Annotated in this window: 13 protein-coding genes; 9 read left to right on the top strand and 4 right to left on the bottom strand. The window is 46.4% G+C overall.

Translation table 11 applies throughout. The features are described 5' to 3' along the window. The first annotated feature begins 6 nt into the window (after positions 1-6). The 8 genes from F453_RS0100900 (at position 7) to F453_RS0100865 (ending at position 13,096) form a co-directional block, all read left to right on the top strand. Positions 7-1,929 (top strand): RagB/SusD family nutrient uptake outer membrane protein, encoded by a 1,923-nt coding sequence (locus tag F453_RS0100900; RefSeq protein ID WP_018966307.1) that lies wholly within the window; start codon positions 7-9, stop codon positions 1,927-1,929. A 12-nt stretch (positions 1,930-1,941) separates the two neighbouring features. Beyond that, complete coding sequence (locus F453_RS0100895) at positions 1,942-3,654, top strand: DUF4886 domain-containing protein (RefSeq protein ID WP_018966306.1); 1,713 nt, start codon at positions 1,942-1,944, stop codon at positions 3,652-3,654. A 135-nt stretch (positions 3,655-3,789) separates the two neighbouring features. After that, positions 3,790-5,733, top strand: a complete 1,944-nt coding sequence (locus F453_RS0100890; RefSeq protein ID WP_025789831.1) for a glycoside hydrolase family 172 protein — start codon at positions 3,790-3,792, stop codon at positions 5,731-5,733. 294 nt (positions 5,734-6,027) lie between these two features. After that, a complete protein-coding gene (ftcD, locus tag F453_RS0100885) occupies positions 6,028-7,728 on the top strand; it encodes a glutamate formimidoyltransferase (RefSeq protein WP_018966304.1) in 1,701 nt (566 codons plus the stop codon). A 119-nt stretch (positions 7,729-7,847) separates the two neighbouring features. Continuing rightward, positions 7,848-9,857 (top strand): urocanate hydratase, encoded by a 2,010-nt coding sequence (gene hutU, locus F453_RS0100880; protein ID WP_018966303.1) that lies wholly within the window; start codon positions 7,848-7,850, stop codon positions 9,855-9,857. A 22-nt stretch (positions 9,858-9,879) separates the two neighbouring features. Next, positions 9,880-11,355, top strand: a complete 1,476-nt coding sequence (gene hutH, locus F453_RS0100875; RefSeq protein WP_018966302.1) for a histidine ammonia-lyase — start codon at positions 9,880-9,882, stop codon at positions 11,353-11,355. Positions 11,356-11,361: 6 nt separating this feature from the next. Beyond that, the gene (hutI, locus tag F453_RS0100870) at positions 11,362-12,606 is read left to right on the top strand and encodes an imidazolonepropionase (protein WP_018966301.1); all 1,245 of its coding nucleotides are present in this window, start codon (positions 11,362-11,364) and stop codon (positions 12,604-12,606) included. A gap of 169 nt (positions 12,607-12,775) precedes the next feature. Beyond that, a complete protein-coding gene (locus F453_RS0100865; RefSeq protein WP_018966300.1) occupies positions 12,776-13,096 on the top strand; it encodes a TfoX/Sxy family protein in 321 nt (106 codons plus the stop codon). A gap of 84 nt (positions 13,097-13,180) precedes the next feature. Here F453_RS0100865 and F453_RS0100860 read toward each other — a convergent pair whose 3' ends face one another. The 4 genes from F453_RS0100860 to F453_RS0100835 form a co-directional block, all read right to left on the bottom strand. After that, positions 13,181-13,789 (bottom strand): riboflavin synthase, encoded by a 609-nt coding sequence (locus tag F453_RS0100860; RefSeq protein WP_018966299.1) that lies wholly within the window; start codon positions 13,787-13,789, stop codon positions 13,181-13,183. Positions 13,790-14,548: 759 nt separating this feature from the next. Further along, positions 14,549-15,184, bottom strand: a complete 636-nt coding sequence (locus tag F453_RS0100850; protein ID WP_018966298.1) for an HD domain-containing protein — start codon at positions 15,182-15,184, stop codon at positions 14,549-14,551. A 264-nt stretch (positions 15,185-15,448) separates the two neighbouring features. Further along, positions 15,449-16,846, bottom strand: coding sequence for a DUF4270 domain-containing protein (locus tag F453_RS0100840; protein WP_009235349.1), 1,398 nt, complete (start codon positions 16,844-16,846; stop codon positions 15,449-15,451). 35 nt (positions 16,847-16,881) lie between these two features. Next, complete coding sequence (locus tag F453_RS0100835; protein ID WP_025789832.1) at positions 16,882-17,691, bottom strand: glycogen/starch synthase; 810 nt, start codon at positions 17,689-17,691, stop codon at positions 16,882-16,884. Between the two features lie 199 nt (positions 17,692-17,890). Here F453_RS0100835 and panC point away from each other — a divergent pair, with 199 nt between their 5' ends. Next, entirely contained in the window at positions 17,891-18,742 is an 852-nt protein-coding gene (gene panC / locus F453_RS0100825; RefSeq protein ID WP_018966294.1) for a pantoate--beta-alanine ligase, read from the top strand. Positions 18,743-18,746: the final 4 nt, after the last annotated feature.

The raw sequence follows: 18,746 nt of genomic DNA, 5'->3' as shown, positions 1-18,746 counted from the left end.
CCAAATATGAAAACCTTTAAACAAATCATAGCGACTGCGGTTGTGGGTTGTTCACTCATCAGCTTGACTAGTTGTGACTTCTTAGACAAGAGCCCTGATGACCAATTGACATTGGAAATGGTATTCTCAGATAAGATACGCACTGAAGACTGGCTAGCAAGCGTTTATGCAGGAATACCTAGTCCTATGTGGGGTTACATGACTAATCAAGGCTACAACATTATGAGCGACGACATGGTGATTCCTATTGAATGGTCGCCTTATGGATGGAACGAGGCCTATGCCTACACAACGGGCAACTGGAACCCCTCGTCAACCTGGAATGCCAACTATTGGGTGGAGATGCCTAAGCGCATACGCACAGGGCTTATATTCCTTAACAATGTGCGTGTGATACCAAGTGAAGGACTTACACAAGACTATGTGGAGCAGATGAAGAACGAGGTGAGATTTCTTAATGCCTATTATTACTCGTTGATGGTAGAGGCCTATGGTGCGATACCCTTTGCGCCAAGTAGACTCGTTGCGCCAACCGAACCTGCAAATGAGATGATGTTGGAACAAACACCCGTAGACAATGTGGTGGATTGGATAGATAAAGAATTGCTCGATGTGTCTAAACATCTTCCCGCTGTTTATGAGAACAACCAGGATTGGGGGCGCGCCACATCTATAATGGCTTTAGCCGTGAGGGCAAAAACATTGTTGTTAGCAGCCAGTCCGTTGTTTAATGGAAACACCGATTATGCGCAATGGAAAAACGTTAGCGGGCAAAACCTCGTCAATCAGAACTTCTCAAAAGAAAAATGGGAACGTGCAGCCGCAGCACATGCCGAACTGATTAAGGCCGCCGAAGCAGCAGGACACAAGTTATATTACGAATATAACGACGACGGAACGATAGATCCCTTTATGTCTTACTACAACATGTCGCTCAAAAGGTTCTCAGACGGCAACAAGGAAATTATCTTCGGGCGTGCGCATAATAAGGATCTCGAAAACTGGCAACGTCATCATCTACCCAAAGGCATAGGCGGCAATGGTGCACTAGGCATCACGCAGGAGTTGGTTGACGCATTCTTCATGGCTAACGGAGAAATACCCATCAGCGGTTATGGGCAAGACGGATCACCTATCATTAACGAAAGCTCTGGATATGCGGAGAAAGGGTTTTCGTCGGAAAACGAGATGCGACACACCAAATGGCCTGGCGGTGGTCCTGCATCTACCTACGACAACACAAATGGCAACCGTCCTGTAACCCTTCCAGGAACTTTCAAGATGTATTGCAACCGCGAGCCTCGTTTCTACGTGTCGGTTATCTTCAACAACGAATGGCTCAATGTGGCCAACAGGCGCGTTAACAATCTTCAGGGAGTGGGCGAAGACGCCAGTAAATCGTTCGATGCGCCATGGACGGGATACAACGTGCGTAAACAAATATCGCTTGACGTGTTTCCACGAGACAACAAATACAGCTATCAACCAGGCATTTTGTATCGACTCGCAGAAGCATACCTTGGGTATGCAGAGGCCTTAAACGAGTCGCAAGACAGTCCTAACGAAAACGTTTATCATTATGTGAACCTCATCAGACAAAGGGCTGGCCTTCCCAACTTGGCCCAAGGACTAAGTAAAGAGCAGATGCGAGCAGCCATTCAACAAGAGCGACGCATAGAGTTTAACTGCGAAGGTATTCGCCTAAACGACCTTCGCCGATGGAAATTGGCAGAAATGTATCTCAACCAAAGTTATTGGGGTATGAACAGGAATGGAACAATGGCCACCGACGACGCCAATAACCCAAACTCGTATTATAAGAGAACGCTTTGGAAACCTCGTACCTTTACTAAAAAGATGTACTTAATGCCTATCCCTCAAAAGCAAATAGACATCAACGTGAAGCTAAGACAACCCACTGGATATTAAAAACAAGAAGCAATGAAACGATACGAAGCCATTATATTGCAAGCATTATATCTTGCCGTAACCTTGCTTGCGGGATGCGCCGACAAAGAAGAGGTGCGACCCAACATAAGCCACTACGTGCGCATTAGCCAACCATCCTTCAATTTGAATGTAGGAGAAACCACCACCATAAAGGCATTGGTTGATGCCAATGACGGCCAAACCTATAACCTAATATGGAATGTTGAGAATAATCAAGTGGCACAAGTGGAGCAAAAGACAGAACGAGAAGCTCTCATTAAGGGGCTTTCCCCAGGAAAAACAGTAGTAAAAGTTGAGACAACTGATCATCGACTAAAATACTACGCTGATGTGAACGTGTCTGAAGGTGAAGCTCCAGTAAGGCTATTGACAATTGGATGTGGACGAGCAACAGATGCCGACTCCCTCTTACTTAGCCAAATGGCAACAGCCACAGGAAAAAAGCTCGTTATTTGCAACCTTTCTATTCCACAAGCAAGCTTCAAAACGCACCTACACAATATTAAACAAGAAACAAGCAGCTATGCTTATCAACGTGTTTCAACAGACGGAAGCACCAACACTCAGAAAGACAAAGGTTTGCGGAAGGTTATTGAAGAAGAGAATTGGGACTTCATCGTACTCGAAGAAGCAACCGAGATGGCGGGAATAGCCAATGGGTATCAGACGCTTTTACCTCAACTGGTGCAGAAAATCAAGGTATTAGCCACCAATCCAAACGTCAAGGTGCTGTTGCATCAAACTTGGGCATACACCAAAACGGCACGCAACCCCACCTTTGCCTCTTTCGGCAACGACCAAAAGAAGATGTTCGACAGCATCACCAACGCTGTAATGCAGGGGAAAGTTCATGTAGACAAAGTAATACCCACAGGAACGGCGATACAAAACGGGCGTACTTCGTACCTAGGAGATAACATCTTGAAAGGCGATCTCAATCTAGACCCCATAACAGGACGCTATATTGCAGCCCTATGCTGGTACGAAACACTATTCTCTACAGATGTAACTACAATGAGCTACCTCAACCCCTCACTCTCACAATACGACAATAAGCTGGCTAAGACAGCTGCCCACGCAGCCGTCCTCAATATGCAAGAGGTAACAGAGCTTACTGAGTTCAAAGAAAAAGGACCTAACGAATTTGTATTGAAGTGTCCAATCTATATCGATTTCGGGCCTATTGAGACGCCTGCCCCATTCAATAACTACAAACATAACTACGATGCACCCCTAGCCAACCTTCTAGATTCGGCTGGGAACAGTACGTATTTCAACCTCGCAGTGACCACACACTTCTCAAAACCCGAAGAAAATCTGGTAAGAAGAGAACTGACCAACACCCTAGGTCTACCTAAAACAGCATGCATCGATATGTTCTGGTGTGACGGCAAAAAGCTTCCAAAAGGCGCTTTCAAACTCTCATATCTCAACAAGGGCATGAAGTATACCTTCTACTTTTATGGTTCAATCAACGATCGCAAAACTTGCACGAAATACAAAGTCGTAGGAAAGAACGAAGGCGAAGCTGAACTTGTAAACGATTTCAATACAGATAAGATGGCTGTTGTATCAGGGATAGAGCCCAAAGACGATGGAACAATTGACATTGAGCTGTCAATGGGGTCTACCAATACCCATTGGGCGGGGTTCTTCGGCATAAACGCCATGATTATCACTCCTGAAGGGCATCGTCTAAGATAAGAGCTACGGGGTCAACATCATTTCATCGCTCCTTCCTAATTATAAAAAAAGGACGCTGAGGGATATTCATTTACAAACCCCATCGCAGAAAACAACCAACAACAAGTTACATCATTAAAACCCAACCATCACTTTATGATAAAGATTAAAACAACGATATTGGCTCTAATGACACTGTTCCCCATCATTGGGATATGGTCGCAAAAGCCTTATCAATGGACAGACGAATTAAATTTGCTTAAACGAATTGACCTACTTCCTGAGTATCGAACAGGTACTTATGTTGAAAGCTTTTCGAGTTATGATAGGAAACACGGCAACGATGACGGATTCGATGGTACCTATTCTTATCTTCGTAAGGAGAACGGCAAACTTGTTATCGCAGAGATGAATGGCCCTGGCGTTATCGAACGCATCTGGACACCCACCCCTAACGATAATATGTTATACTTTTATTTTGATGGGCAAAAGAAGCCTAGCATATCAATAAAGTTCTCCGACTTATTTTCAGGAAAGGTTTTCCCTTTTGTCAAGCCCATTTGCGGTAATGAAATTGGTGGCTATTATTGCTATATCCCTATCACCTATGCCAAGTCGTGCAAGATTCTATACGATGGACCAAAGTTGGAATTCATTCAAGTGGAATACCGCAAACTAGATGGTATGAAGGTGGAAACATTCATGCAACGAGCAAATTCGAAGGCAGAATTAGAACAAGTGCTCGCTGTGGGTAACCTTTGGTCGGCCTCTTCATACTCTCCCACCCTCTTTGCATCGGGTGCTTCGGCGGGTTTTGAAACCAAAGAACAAACCATCACCATTCAACCAGGTGAAACCAAAACCTTCTTTGAGAAAAGTCAAGGAGGCCGAATTGTTGGTTTCGATATAGATGCAGGAACAGCTTTCGAAGGCAAGAACAAAGACATCATCTTGTCGGCAAAGTGGGACGACGAAGTATTAGAGGCCATTTATGCCCCATTGGCTGACTTCTTCGGTTATGCTTTCGGCAAACCAGCTATGCGGAGTCTACTAGCAGGCAGGCAACAAACAATCAACTATTGCTATCTTCCTATGCCATACGACAAGTCTGCCAAACTTAGTTTGGTTTACAAAAAGCGTGATAGCCAACAATCTCCCATCACCGCGCGCATAAAGGTGTACTTCACCAGCACCAAGCGAAATCCTCAAAGGGAAGGAAAGCTATATTGTATTTGGCGAAATGAGAAAACTCCGCTAGGTGTATACCATACATTCCTAAAGGCAGAAGGCAAGGGACATTACGTAGGAACCATTCTCTCTGCACAAGGCCTTCGACCTGGAATGACACTATTTTTCGAAGGCGACGACAGCACTTATATTGATGGAAAGATGCGGATACATGGTACTGGCTCTGAGGATTACTTCAATGGTGGATGGTATGCACAACTCGACCGATGGGATCGAGGTGTCAGCCTACCTCTACATGGTTCACTCGATTATTCACTTCCTATGGCCCGAACAGGTGGATACAGATGGTTTCTCAACGACAAGATGCCTTTCGAACATCATATTTACCATGGTATGGAGCATGGACCACAAAACAATGACTTTCCCGTAAACTACACTTCATTGGCTTTCTACTATTCTTCTACACCACCTAGCGAACGGATGATACCCACTGAAGAAGCCCGAACGGTATACTCACCGACCAGGCATGTGTATTTTCCCCAACAATTCAACATCACGCTGGGACAAGGTGTTGTCTGTGTGTTTGGTAAAGGCTTAGCCTTAGACACACCTAGCAGCGGAACCGTTAAGCTTTCACTAGACGATGTGCCCGAAGGAAAGTATAGGTTACTTCTCAATTACAAGTCGAACAATCATGGAGCCGATGTGCAAATATGGCAAAGACAGAAACTTATTACCGACTGGTTCTCAACAAAAGGTGACAAGAATGAAGAGAAACGAGAAGTACACGTAGGCGACATAAACCTGACTAGCCAAACCAACAGCATTACATTCCACATAAGGAAAAATGGCAATGCCAATAAACTAGAATTGATGCTCGTTACACTTGAACGTATAAACGAACCCAAATAAGTAACAATCAAACAGAGAATGGTCGTTTAAATAGCGTTTTTCATCACATATCATTTTGAACACCACAAAGCATATAGCAAAGCAAAACGATTGATTGAAAACCGAATATAAGACAGAACGACGCGTCCCAGGCAGGCTAAATAACAATAAGAAAAGTGCGGCTGTATACAGTCGCACTCTTTATGGGTAAATAAATATTAGAAAAAAGCACGCATTAGTAAATAAATTCATATATTTGTGCTAGTCTTACAAAATACCGATATTGATACTAACGTTTAACAGATACATTCTAACATGAACAATGTGAAACAACTTGTAGAGTGTGTGCCTAATTTTAGCGAAGGCCGCAACATGGAAATCATTAACCAGATAACCAATGTTATCAAAGAGGTTAAAGGTGTTAAACTGCTCGATGTCGACCCAGGAGAAGCCACAAACAGAACAGTGGTAACCTTTGTGGGTTGCCCCGACGTGGTGGTTGAGGCCGCATTTTTAGCCGTTAAGAAAGCGGGAGAACTAATAGACATGCGTCAACACCATGGTGCACACCCACGAATGGGTGCCACCGACGTACTACCGATCATCCCTGTGGCTGGCATAACGCTTGAAGAATGTGCCGAACTGGCACGCAAATTGGCCAAACGTATTGCCGACGAACTACAAATACCCTGTTACTGCTATGAGGCAGCTGCCTTTACACTAGAAAGACAGAACCTTGCCGTGTGCCGACAAGGTGAATACGAAGCGCTTGCCGAGAAACTTACTACAGAAGGAAAGCAGCCCGACTTTGGCGCTCGCCCCGTTGACGAACGTGTTCAACGTACAGGTATGACAGCAGTTGGAGCGCGTAATTTCCTCATCGCTACCAACTTTAACCTGAACACAACCTCCACACGTCGTGCCAATGCCATTGCATTCGACGTGCGCGAGAAAGGTAGACCCGTAAGAGAGGGAAACCCTATAACGGGAAAAATAAAGAAAGACGAGAACGGAAAAACTATCAACCAGCCAGGAACGCTTAAAGCAACAAAGGCCATTGGCTGGTTTATCGACGAGTACGGTATCGCCCAAGTGTCGATGAACATTACCAATATCGACGTTACCCCACTCCACGTTGCTTTCGATGAAGTGTGCCGTTGCGCACAAAATCGCGGGGTAAGGGTTACAGGAACCGAAATTGTTGGCCTGATACCGAAGCGCACGCTTATTGAAGCCGGCCGCTATTTCTTGGAAAAACAAAATCGTTCTACCGGCATTCCCGAAGAAGATGTTATCAAGATTGCCGTTAAGTCAATGGGACTAGATGACCTCAAACCTTTCAATCCACGCGAGAAAGTGATTGAATACCTTTGCGAAGAAGAAGGCAACAAAAAGCTAGTAGACCTCACTGTTGAGGGCTTTGCCAAAGAAACCTCGCGCGAATCGCCTGCTCCTGGTGGCGGAACTATCTCTGCTTACATGGGTGTTTTGGGTGCAGCTCTGGGCGCAATGGTAGCCAATCTTTCGAGTCATAAGCCCGGATGGGACGACCGTTGGGAAGAGTTTAGCCACTGGGCAGACAAAGGACAGGAGATGATGCGCAACTTGTTGCACCTTGTAGACGAAGACACGGAGGCCTTCAACCGCATTATGGCAGCCTTCGGCCTACCAAAAAAGACCGATGCCGACAAGCAAGCGCGTACCGATGCCATACAAGCCGCCACGCTTTATGCTGCACAAGTGCCATTGCAAACGATGAAAGAGTCGTTCCGTGTGTTCGAGTTGTGCAAGGCTATGGCCGAAACGGGCAACCCCAATAGCGTATCTGACGCTGGCGTTGGAGCCTTAGCAGCCCGCGCTGCCGTACTGGGAGCTGGCATGAACGTGAAAATTAATGCCGGTTCACTTATCGACAAAGAGGTGAGCAACAAACTTATTGCCGAGGCAAACGAGCTCATAGCAAAAGCCAATGCTGCCGAATCGGAGATTGTTGCCATCGTAGAATCAAAACTATAATGCGTTTGCAGGTAGGCTTTTTGCCTGCCTGCATCTCGCCTTTATGCGCTAAACGGTGCGCAAGGTGTAACCGCTACACCTTATATATAAGTAGGTAAGAATAAAACTAACCAACCACTATGACCCTTCAAGAATTTCAAGCAGACATCCGTGGTGGTATTCCCCACGTACTGCCCGAACTACAAGCTTACGACAATAGCGTAAGTCATGCCCCAAAAAGAAAGGACATCCTTTCGGCAGAAGAAAAGAAATTGGCGCTGAGAAATGCGTTGCGCTACTTCCCCAAAGAACTACACGCACAGCTGCTGCCCGAATTTACGCAAGAGTTGAAAGACTATGGCCGCATTTATATGTATAGGCTACGTCCGCGTTATGCCATGCACGCTCGTCCCATAAACGATTACCCGCACAATAGCACGCAGGCTGCTGCTATCATGATGATGATACAAAACAACCTCGATCCAGCTGTGGCGCAACATCCGCACGAGCTTATCACTTACGGAGGTAATGGTGCCGTATTCCAAAACTGGGCACAATATCGTCTCACTATGCAGTATCTTAGTGAGATGACTGACCAGCAAACGCTCGTGATGTATAGCGGACATCCCTTAGGCTTATTCCCCTCACACCCCAACGCACCGCGCGTTGTGGTAACAAACGGCATAGTTATCCCCAACTATTCTAAGCCCGACGATTGGGAAAGGTTCAATGCGCTGGGCGTAAGTCAATACGGACAAATGACGGCTGGCAGTTATATGTATATCGGTCCGCAGGGCATCGTGCACGGAACAACCATCACCGTACTTAACGCAGCCCGCAAGGTGTTCGGCAAAGAGAAAGACCACAAGATGCCACTCTTTGTGTCATCAGGTCTTGGTGGCATGTCTGGTGCTCAACCAAAGGCAGGAAACATCGCCGGCGTTGTAAGTGTTGTAGCCGAGATTAATCCTCATGCGGCAGAGAAACGCCATGCGCAAGGATGGGTAGACGAACTGCATTACAACCTCGACGAACTGATTTCTGCCGTTAAGAAAGCTGTGGAAGAACGCCGCGTGGTTTCTATGGCATACGTTGGCAACGTGGTTGACCTTTGGGAACGCCTTGCAAAAGATAACGTGCAGGTAGACTTAGGTAGCGACCAAACTTCTTTGCACAATCCCTATGCAGGCGGATACTATCCCGTTGGCATTTCGCTAGAAGAATCAAACAAGATGATGGCCGAAGACCCTGATAGGTTTAAAGAGCGCGTTTTCGACTCGCTTCGCCGACAAGTGGCAGCCATTAACAAGCTAACGGCGCAAGGCATGTACTTCTTCGATTATGGTAATGCCTTCCTATTGATGTCTAGCCGTGCAGGAGCCGACATCATGAAAGACGCCCAACACTTCCGTTATCCCTCGTACGTGCAAGACATCATGGGACCAATGTTCTTCGATTACGGCTTTGGACCATTCAGATGGGCCTGCACTTCGTGCTTGCCCGCCGACCTCGAACTAACCGACCAACTTGCAACCGAGGTGTTAACCGAACTGATGGACAAGGCAACAGAAGACATACACGGACAGCTAGCCGACAACCTTCATTGGATTCGCGAGGCAGGACGCAACAAATTGGTTGTTGGTTCGCAAGCGCGGATACTCTATGCCGACTCCGAGGGGCGCATACGCATTGCCTTAGCTTTCAACAAAGCCATACGCGAAGGCCGCATTAGCGCACCCATCGTACTAGGGCGCGATCATCATGACGTCTCGGGAACCGACTCACCATTCCGCGAAACAAGTAACATCTATGACGGTTCGCAGTTCTGTGCCGACATGGCCGTACAGAATGTTATCGGCGATTCGTTCCGTGGTGCCACATGGGTAAGCCTTCACAATGGTGGCGGCGTTGGCTGGGGCGAAGTTATCAATGGCGGTTTCGGCATGGTACTTGATGGTAGCGAGGCCTGCGATCAGCGCATCAGGCAGATGCTGTTCTGGGATGTCAACAATGGTATAACCCGCCGCTCGTGGGCAAGAAACAAAGGCTCGATGGACGCTATCAGCCGCGAAATGGAGCGCACACCCCACTTCAAGGTCACATTGCCCAACCTTGTAGACGACGAATTGATTGACAACATTCATTTTTAAACACCATATCACGACCAACATCATGACACATCAAATCTCTGCCGACCATCTAACGATAGAGAAAATCGGCGAAATTATCTATAACAACCACAAAATTGAATTGAGTGATGATGTACGCAAACGCATCATTAAAAGTCGCGAATATCTTGACGCACGAATTGCCAAAGAAGAAAATCCCATCTATGGCGTAACAACAGGCTTCGGTTCGTTGTGCAACGTGTCGATTAGCAAAGACCAATTGTCGCAGTTGCAGGTCAACCTTATTAAGTCGCACGCCTGCGGAGTGGGCGAACGCTTGCCCAATGACATCATTAAGATGATGCTCCTGCTTAAAGTTCAGTCGTTAAGCTATGGTTTCTCTGGCTGCAAACTCGACACCGTTGAAAGGCTTGTCGACATGTTCAACAACAACATCTACCCTATAATACTCGAGCAAGGCTCACTAGGTGCATCGGGCGACCTCGTTCCTCTGGCACACATGAGCCTTCCTTTGGTTGGTCTAGGCGAAGTGGAGATGAACGGCGAAGTAGTTTCGGGCGAGGAAATGAATCGTCGAATGAACTGGAAACCTATCGAGTTAGCCAGCAAAGAGGGACTTGCCCTGCTCAATGGTACACAGAACATGAGTGCCCAAGCCGTTTGGGCATTACTTAATGCACAGCGTTTGAGCGAATGGGCCGACGTTATCGCCGCCATGTCGCTCGATGCATTCGATGGTCGCATTGAGCCTTTCACCCACGCTGTGCATGCAGTACGTCCCCATCAAGGACAAATTGAGACGGCTGCACGCTTCCGCCAATTGCTCGAAGGTAGCCAACTCATTGCGCGCCCCAAGCAACACGTGCAAGACCCCTACTCTTTCCGTTGCGTGCCACAAGTTCATGGCACAGTAAAAGATACCTTGCGCTACGTCTATTCGGTGATAGACACAGAGATAAATTCGGCTACCGACAACCCCACCGTTTGTCCCGACGAAGACCTTATTATCTCGGCTGGCAACTTCCACGGCGAACCCATCGCCCTGCCTATGGATTATCTCTCCATTGCCATGAGCGAATTGGCCAATATCAGCGAACGCCGCATCTATCGTTTAGTGTCAGGTTTGCGCGACTTACCTAGTTTCCTCGTGGCTAAACCAGGCCTTAGCAGCGGCTTTATGATTGCCCAATACACGGCCGCCTCGGTGGTAAGCCTTAACAAGTCGTACGCTGTACCGTCGTCTATCGACAACATTCCCTCGTGCCAAGACCAGGAAGACCTTGTTAGTATGGGTGCAAATGCAGCCATTAAGCTACGCAAGGTAGTGGCCAATACCGAGCGCGTGCTGGCTATCGAGCTATTCAATGCAGCCCAAGCACTCGACTTCCGTCGCCCGCTTGTGTCTTCGCCCGAACTAATGAAGGTACACGAGGCCTATCGAAAGGTTGTTCCATTCATTGATGTAGATGTGGTGATGTACCCCCACATCGAAGAGTCCATCCAGTTCTTACGTAAATAAAAGCCGATGGCAACCACATTAATCTACAACATAGCGACCCTTGGCGGCATCGACCGCAAGGGTCGCTTGCGCCTGCAAGGTAAAGAAATGGCTCAGTTCGAAACGTTAGACAACGCCTATTTACTTATAAAAGATGGTAGGATTGCCGACTTTGGTTCGATGGAAAGCTTACCACAGCTTGCAGCCGATGTGAAAAGGATAGATGCCGAAGGTGGAACGGTGATGCCATCGTTCTGCGATTCGCACACGCACATTGTCAATGCAGGCAGCAGAGAAAATGAGTTTGTCGACAAAATCAATGGCTTGTCGTATGCCGAGATTGCCAAACGGGGCGGCGGCATCCTCAACAGTGCTGACAAACTGCACGAGATGAGCGAAGACGAACTATTCGAACAGTCGATGAAACGCGTTCACGAAGTGATGCTCAAAGGCACAGGCTGTGTGGAAATAAAGAGCGGATATGGCCTGAACACCGAAGACGAACTGAAAATGCTCCGCGTTATACGCCGTATCAAACAAACCTCGCCACTTAAAGTGGTATCAAATTTCCTTGGTGCACATGCTGTGGGCAGGGCGTATGCAGGCCAACAAAGTGCTTATGTAGACCTCGTGGTGAACGAAATGATACCCGCCGTGGCAGCAGAAGGGCTTGCGGACTTTGTAGACGTGTTCTGCGACGAGGGCTTTTTCACGCCCGAAGAGACGGGACGCATACTGCAAGCCGCTGCAAGACATGGCATGCGTGGCAAGATACACGGACAAGAATTGGCACCAAGTGGCGGTGTTGAGGTAGCACTTAAACACAACGCCCTCTCCGTTGACCATTTAGAGAGTATGACCGACGAAGACATTGCCATGATGATTGGCACCGAAACGTCGCCTACGGCATTGCCTGGCACCTCGTTCTTCCTCAACATTCCCTTTGCGCCTATGCGCAAAATGATTAGCGCAGGCCTTGGTCCTGCCATCGCAAGCGACTATAATCCAGGGTCAACACCATCGGGCGACATGAAGTTTGTTGTATCGTTGGCTTGCATCAAGATGCGACTTCTACCCGAAGAGGCGTTTAATGCGGCCACCATCAACGGTGCATACGCTATGGGCCTAAGTGCCGATTATGGGTCAATTGCCATTGGCAAGGTAGCAAACTTCTACATTACCCACCCCATTCCCTCTATTGCATTTATTCCCTACGCCTATACCACGCCTGTTATTCGCGAGGTATATCTTAACGGCGAGCGGCAAAATTGACGAGCAATACAACAAGAGTAAACGTTCTGATTGACGTGTTGACAAGTGCATATAATATAAAGAAGAGTGCTCTGAGTTCTTGATAAGGGCCATTCTCTCTTCAACTTGTCAACACGCCAGCTGGTAAATAAGGCATCATCACCCACAATAACTAAAAACAAAACCACACATGGCTTGTACCACAGACTTTGTTCAATACGTCGTAGACCAATGTTCTACGGCAGGAGATATTACGATTAAGAAGATGTTTGGCGAATATGGCATCTATTGCAACGGCAAAATCTTCGGTCTATTGTGTGATGATTGTCTCTACATCAAACCCACCGAGGCCGGTAAAAAGAAACTTAAATCCATTGATTTACGTCCTCCCTATCCAGGCGCAAAAGATTATTTCTACATTTCCGACCTTGAAGACCACGAGGTTTTAGCCGAAATTGTGAAGGAAACCTACAAAGATTTACCCGAGCCCAAGCCCCGAAAGAAGAAATAAGGGCGTTTCTTTCGAGACTCGAACACGGACATAAGATAAGGGAAAATGTGCCATTACGGCTCGTGCCGAGCAGTAAACACTTGATTATTTTCCTGAAAGGCTTTGCATGCGGGCGATGTACTTGCCCAAGATATCAAACTCTAAGTTCACCACCGACCCAACTTTGATGTCGCAAAAGTTGGTGTTTTCTCTCGTGTAAGGTATAATGGCCACCTTAAACGTACATTCGGTGGGACTCACCACCGTAAGCGACACGCCATTAACAGTAACCGAACCCTTATCTACCGTGAAATATCCGCGGCCTACTTGTTCGGGATTAAAAGCATATTCGAAGGTAAAATAGGTTGAGCCTTCCGCGTCTTCCATTGCTATACATGTTGCCGTGGTGTCCACATGTCCCTGCACGATGTGTCCGTCTAGTCGGCCATTCATTTTCATCGAACGCTCAATGTTCACCTTGTCTCCCACCTCCAGCAGTCTGAGGTTCGACTTAATCAAGGTTTCTTTCATAGCCGTAACCGTGTAGTTGTCGCCATCCAACTCAATAACCGTTAGGCACACGCCATTGTGCGCAACGCTTTGGTCTATCTTCAACTCATGGGTGAAGGTAGACTTAAACGTAAAGTCGATATTCTCTTCATATCGTTTCATAGCCACCAACGTAGCCATCTCTTCTACTATGCCTGAAAACATATTGCAAGTTCTTTAATTGGTAATCGTATAATAATAAATCGCGAGCTTCAAAAAAATAGGCAGGAAGAAACTCCTGCCTAATATAAAAAAGGGTCGTACCGATGATGTGATGAAAACTCTGAGCTATACATGATTTGAGAGTTCCCCGCCTTTGTAATCCACCGGCTTTACAGCTAACCCGAAGGTCGTGGCCCGCCATTAGCAAAAGAATTCTTCTCGGTTTTCGATTTTATTTTGAAGAGTACCCCAATCAAATCGATACAACCCCCATATCTGTCTCTTTTTGCAGTGCAAAGGTAAGCGTTTTCAGCGATATTACCAAATAATCGCTGGGCAAATTACGACCTAAAAAAATGGTAAAAACAGACATAACGCTGCCTACCAAAGAGTTGGTAGGGCGGCTACAAACCTTTTGTAGTGTCACTACAATTTGCTTGTAGTGTAGCTACAATTTGCTTGTAGTGTAGCTACAATTTGCTTGTAGTGTGGCTACAATTTGTTTGTAGTGTCAGTACAACTTGTCTGTAGCGTGACTACAAGCCCTTTTGTAGCGAAACGCGTAACGAATTTCGCCCTAACAAAGTATGAAAAATGGGCTTAGGAAATATGTAAAACCTGGGTATTAGAAGCCTTAACGATGTAGGCTTGCTATTGCTTTTCGTGGGTAATTCACTATTTCATCGACCACAGCACATTGATATATAGCACGCAAGGAATAACTTTTTAGGCAGTTTTTAAAACAAGCCTTAATATCATCTCTCAATGTGTTTCGTCTTCAAATAGACGGTCGAACCATTGGCGTAACAGTATTTTGTTGGGCAAGATATTGCGAATTTCGTTGAGATATTGCTCGTTTATCGACCCTGGTATCCACAATTTGATATAGCCAGAGTTAGAATATTTCTCTGTAAGATGTCGGTCGAAGCGTTCCCACTGTGCCTCTTTTCCCAATTCGGGATAATGGGTTAGGCCATATTGTACGGTTCGTCTGAACACCACTTCTGGTTCTAAGTCCCTATCGGCCTCGGCAGTTATCCTACCATAGATACTTCGAGGCGAACGCGAACTAGATGCTCGATGGTCTTCAACGGCCTCTTTCATCGTAACGAGTTGCTCTTTGGTAAACCATTTACGCAAGCGTTGGTCGGCCATTAATATCTTTCCACTGGTGATGTGGTGTATTGCCCGCGGACCTTCAAGGCCCAAATCGTGGTAGGCAGCAGCCACGTATGCCATGTTGACATCAGCTCCAATCTTCTGGGCCAATACCAACGCACGTTTTATCACTCGCATAACATGAGCCATGTTGTGCGCGCGGTCGAACTGATTATAACGTGGAAGGATGTTTTGTTCTACAAACTCCATCAAGTCTAGTTGCACAGACGATACTGCCATTGTGTTTATTTCCTTCTTAAATGATAAACGTAAAAAGGAGGAAACGCATAATTCGATCCTCCTTTTTACGTAGGCGTATTTCCTAAATGAGGCATTTGAAACACCACTCGCTTTGAAAATACAGCCTGAGTTATGTCTTCTTCCTGTTTCCAGGCAAGTTTACGGGATAACGTTGTTGGCTTTTCAGCCATTTCTTTTTTCGCTCCTCGTATTCTTGATTCTTGTTCTCTATAAAATTGTCGGCCATCCCTGAACACCTTTGGGTTATTGAACCTTGGTGTAAATCACGCTAAGTTTGATGGGACTATCCTGTGCACTAGTGCCTTTAAGCAGCTTGGTGCTGGTTAGCGACATGTTATGCACAATCTTTGTGATTACCGTTTCGTTGCCACCCGACTGCGAACGACGCGTGACCGTAGAAACGGTTACGGGCACAATCATCAGCTTATTCCAGTTGGGATTATTGCGATCGGCTTTCTTCATCACGTTTATCACATTGGCGATATTGTTAAACGTGTAGGTATTGGCCACTAGCGATCCCAAGAACGACACCTTATTGTCCATCAATATGTCTTGCTTAAAGAAGCTGTCCACACTGTCTACAGGCAACAGCAACACGTTTGTAGCTGCATCAAGAGCGTTTTCGCTTTGTGTAGAGTTATTGACACGTGGTACCGATAGCTTCACCAAGTTGATGTTTTCGCCATGATGGCCACGCTCCAACTCCTCTACGGGGATGGTAAGTTGCGTGAAGAAGCCCGCAGGCGTTTTCAGATAAGTGTACTTGCTATCGGCAAGCAAAGTGGCATTAGCCGCCGTATTGGTTATCTTGGTATGCTGTAAAACCTCTTCGGTACCAGCAAACGATACCCAAGTGGTAGAGTCCTTGCCCTTAATCTTCGAACGATAGAACACGTTGAGCAAGCTACCTTCCACATGTGCCATTGCTCCTAGCCCACCCTTATGCTTGAGATAAAAGCCGGGAAGCACATTGGTGAGGAAGCTATAAGTATTCTTGAAATACTCAGGATGCTTATAATAGGTCTGCAATATGTACGAACCGAAGTTGTTGTAAGGCGTTCCGTCTTTGGCCACGTACTCTTCGTTCATACGAATAAGAATGCCTTTAGACTTACCTGCCTTAGATGTTAGCGTGTAGCTCACGTCCTTATTAATTGCATTAGTGGTGCGTAGATAGCCATTAGCCTCAGGGTCGAAGTTGGTATAAAAGGCCCTTGTCTCAAGCATAGGCTTCTGCAACTCATGCAAATTGAATGTCATCACCCTCGTTGAGTCGCCATACGACTTGGCAAGAGGCAAGAACAGCTCGCACGAATCGGCAATAATATCACGGCCTAGCCTGCTAACGATGCTGTCTTTTACAGGCAAACCAAGGTCGGCTAAGCTGTGCAACTGTATCATTCCGTCACCAGTTATGTACGAACCTGTTTCAGGATCACGCACATATCCAAGATAAGCGATGGTGTTTTTAGATAGCACCGAGTCAACAGCCACAGTGCTACTAGCTACCGCAAACGAGTCGGTGGCTACCATAAAGCTGCCATCCTTGATGAGCGAGTTGCCCAATGTGCCGGTGTTATCGTCGCAACCTACGATGGCAAGCGCCATGAAGGCGATAGGAATAATTGCTTTTAAGTTCATGTTCGTTCAGTGTATAGAATGGGAAGAGGCATACATCACTTTTCGGGATAAATCGCCTCGTAAAACTTTTGATAAGGTCCGGTAAAGTCTTGACCAGGATATTTCAACACGGGAATGCCCTTCTGGTCGGCAAAATCTAGCAAAGTCTGCTTTATTCCCTCGCTGCCTTCAATCACACCGTCGCTAAAAGCGATGGCCAACTTTTCCAGTTCACAGTAATCAAACTCGCTGTTAAACTCTGATAGCGCAGTTCCCTTTATCGACTTATACTCCAATGTCTTCTTAAAGTTTTGCCCTAGCTGTCCTTCCAAACCATGGTTGAATAGCGAGGTCACTACTTTTGTATTGGCGAAAGCGGGTTCGTCTTTGAACGCCTTCTTGATAAGCACAGGGATATATGCAGCCATCCAGCCTTGGCAATGAATGATGTCGGGGTTCCAACGCAGTTTTTTAACGGTCTCCAAGACACCTCTGGCGAAGAAGATAGCACGTTGTCCGTTATCGGCATAAGGTGCTCCGTTTTCGTCGAGAGCCATCTGGCGCTTCATGAAATAGTCATCGTTGTCAATGAAATACACCTGAATCCTTGTCGAGGGAATAGACGCCACCTTGATAATAAGTGGGTGATCGGTTTCGTCGATAATGAGATTAACACCCGAAAGGCGTATTACCTCGTGGAGTTGTCCGCGTCGTTCGTTGATGTTTCCCCACTTAGGCATGAACGTACGTATCTCGTAGCCCGCTTCTTGGACGTTAAGTGGCACATTGTAGCCCATTAGAGACATTTCCGTTTCGGGAACATACGGGGTTATCTCCTGATTAATGAATAAGATTTTTTTTGACATACTTGACTTTGTTTTGATAGGATGGCTTGCATCCCACTTCTTAAAACCGACTACAAAGGTACAAAAAAACATTGAGAAACAGGGCGAAACGCTTGCTATTTGAAGTTCATGGCATTGCTTTTTGGTATATTTTTAATGATATTCTTTCTTATTTAAGAAAAAAGCAGTTATTTTGCATGCGCTTAGAAGATACATAGCAATGAAAGTTTTTACAAAGATTGTAGACCTGCAAGATGCCTTGTCTTGGGATAGGAAACAACATTCCACCATCGGTTTCGTACCTACGATGGGTGCTTTGCATGCTGGACATGCGTCATTGGTGGAGCGTTCGGTGAAAGATAACGACGTTACTGTCGTTAGCATTTTCCTTAACCCCACACAGTTTAACGACAAAAGCGACCTTGAACATTACCCCCAAACCTTGGAGGCCGACTGTGAGATGCTCGAGAAGATGGGTGCCGACTACGTGTTTGCTCCTTCGGTGGACGAGATTTACCCAACTCCCGATACGCGCGTGTTTGATTTTCCACCCGTAACAACGGTGATGGAGGGCGCAAAACGCCCAGGACATTTCAACGGCGTATGTCAGGTGGTGAGTCGTTTGTTCGAAATCGTGCAGCCCGACAAAGCTTATTTCGGTGAGAAAGATTGGCAACAGATTGCCGTGATAAAACGTTTAGTGGAGTTTGTGGGTAGCAGCATCGAGATCGTTGAATGCCCAATCGTGAGAGAAGAAAGTGGCTTAGCGATGAGTTCGAGGAACGAAAGGCTTACCGCCAATGAGCGCAAGCTGGCCGCCAACATCTACAAAACATTAAGGGAAAGCCTTGACAAGGCTAAGACCCTTACGCTTGAAGAAACGCGAAACTGGGTTATAAGCGACATAAACGCACACGAGGGACTGGAAGTGGAATACTTCTCCATCGTTGATGGCCTAACACTGACCGACCTCGATAATTGGAACGACAGCCCATACGTGGTTGGTTGCATCACCGTTTATTGTGGCGAAACACCCATTCGATTAATTGACCACATTAAATATAAAGGATAAAAGA

The sequence above is a fragment of the Hoylesella loescheii DSM 19665 = JCM 12249 = ATCC 15930 genome, from assembly GCF_000378085.1.
GTDB classification, from domain to species: Bacteria; Bacteroidota; Bacteroidia; order Bacteroidales; family Bacteroidaceae; genus Prevotella; species Prevotella loescheii.
The sequence above is the reverse complement of the archived record's forward strand: the minus strand, read 5'-3'. Positions and strand labels throughout refer to the sequence as shown.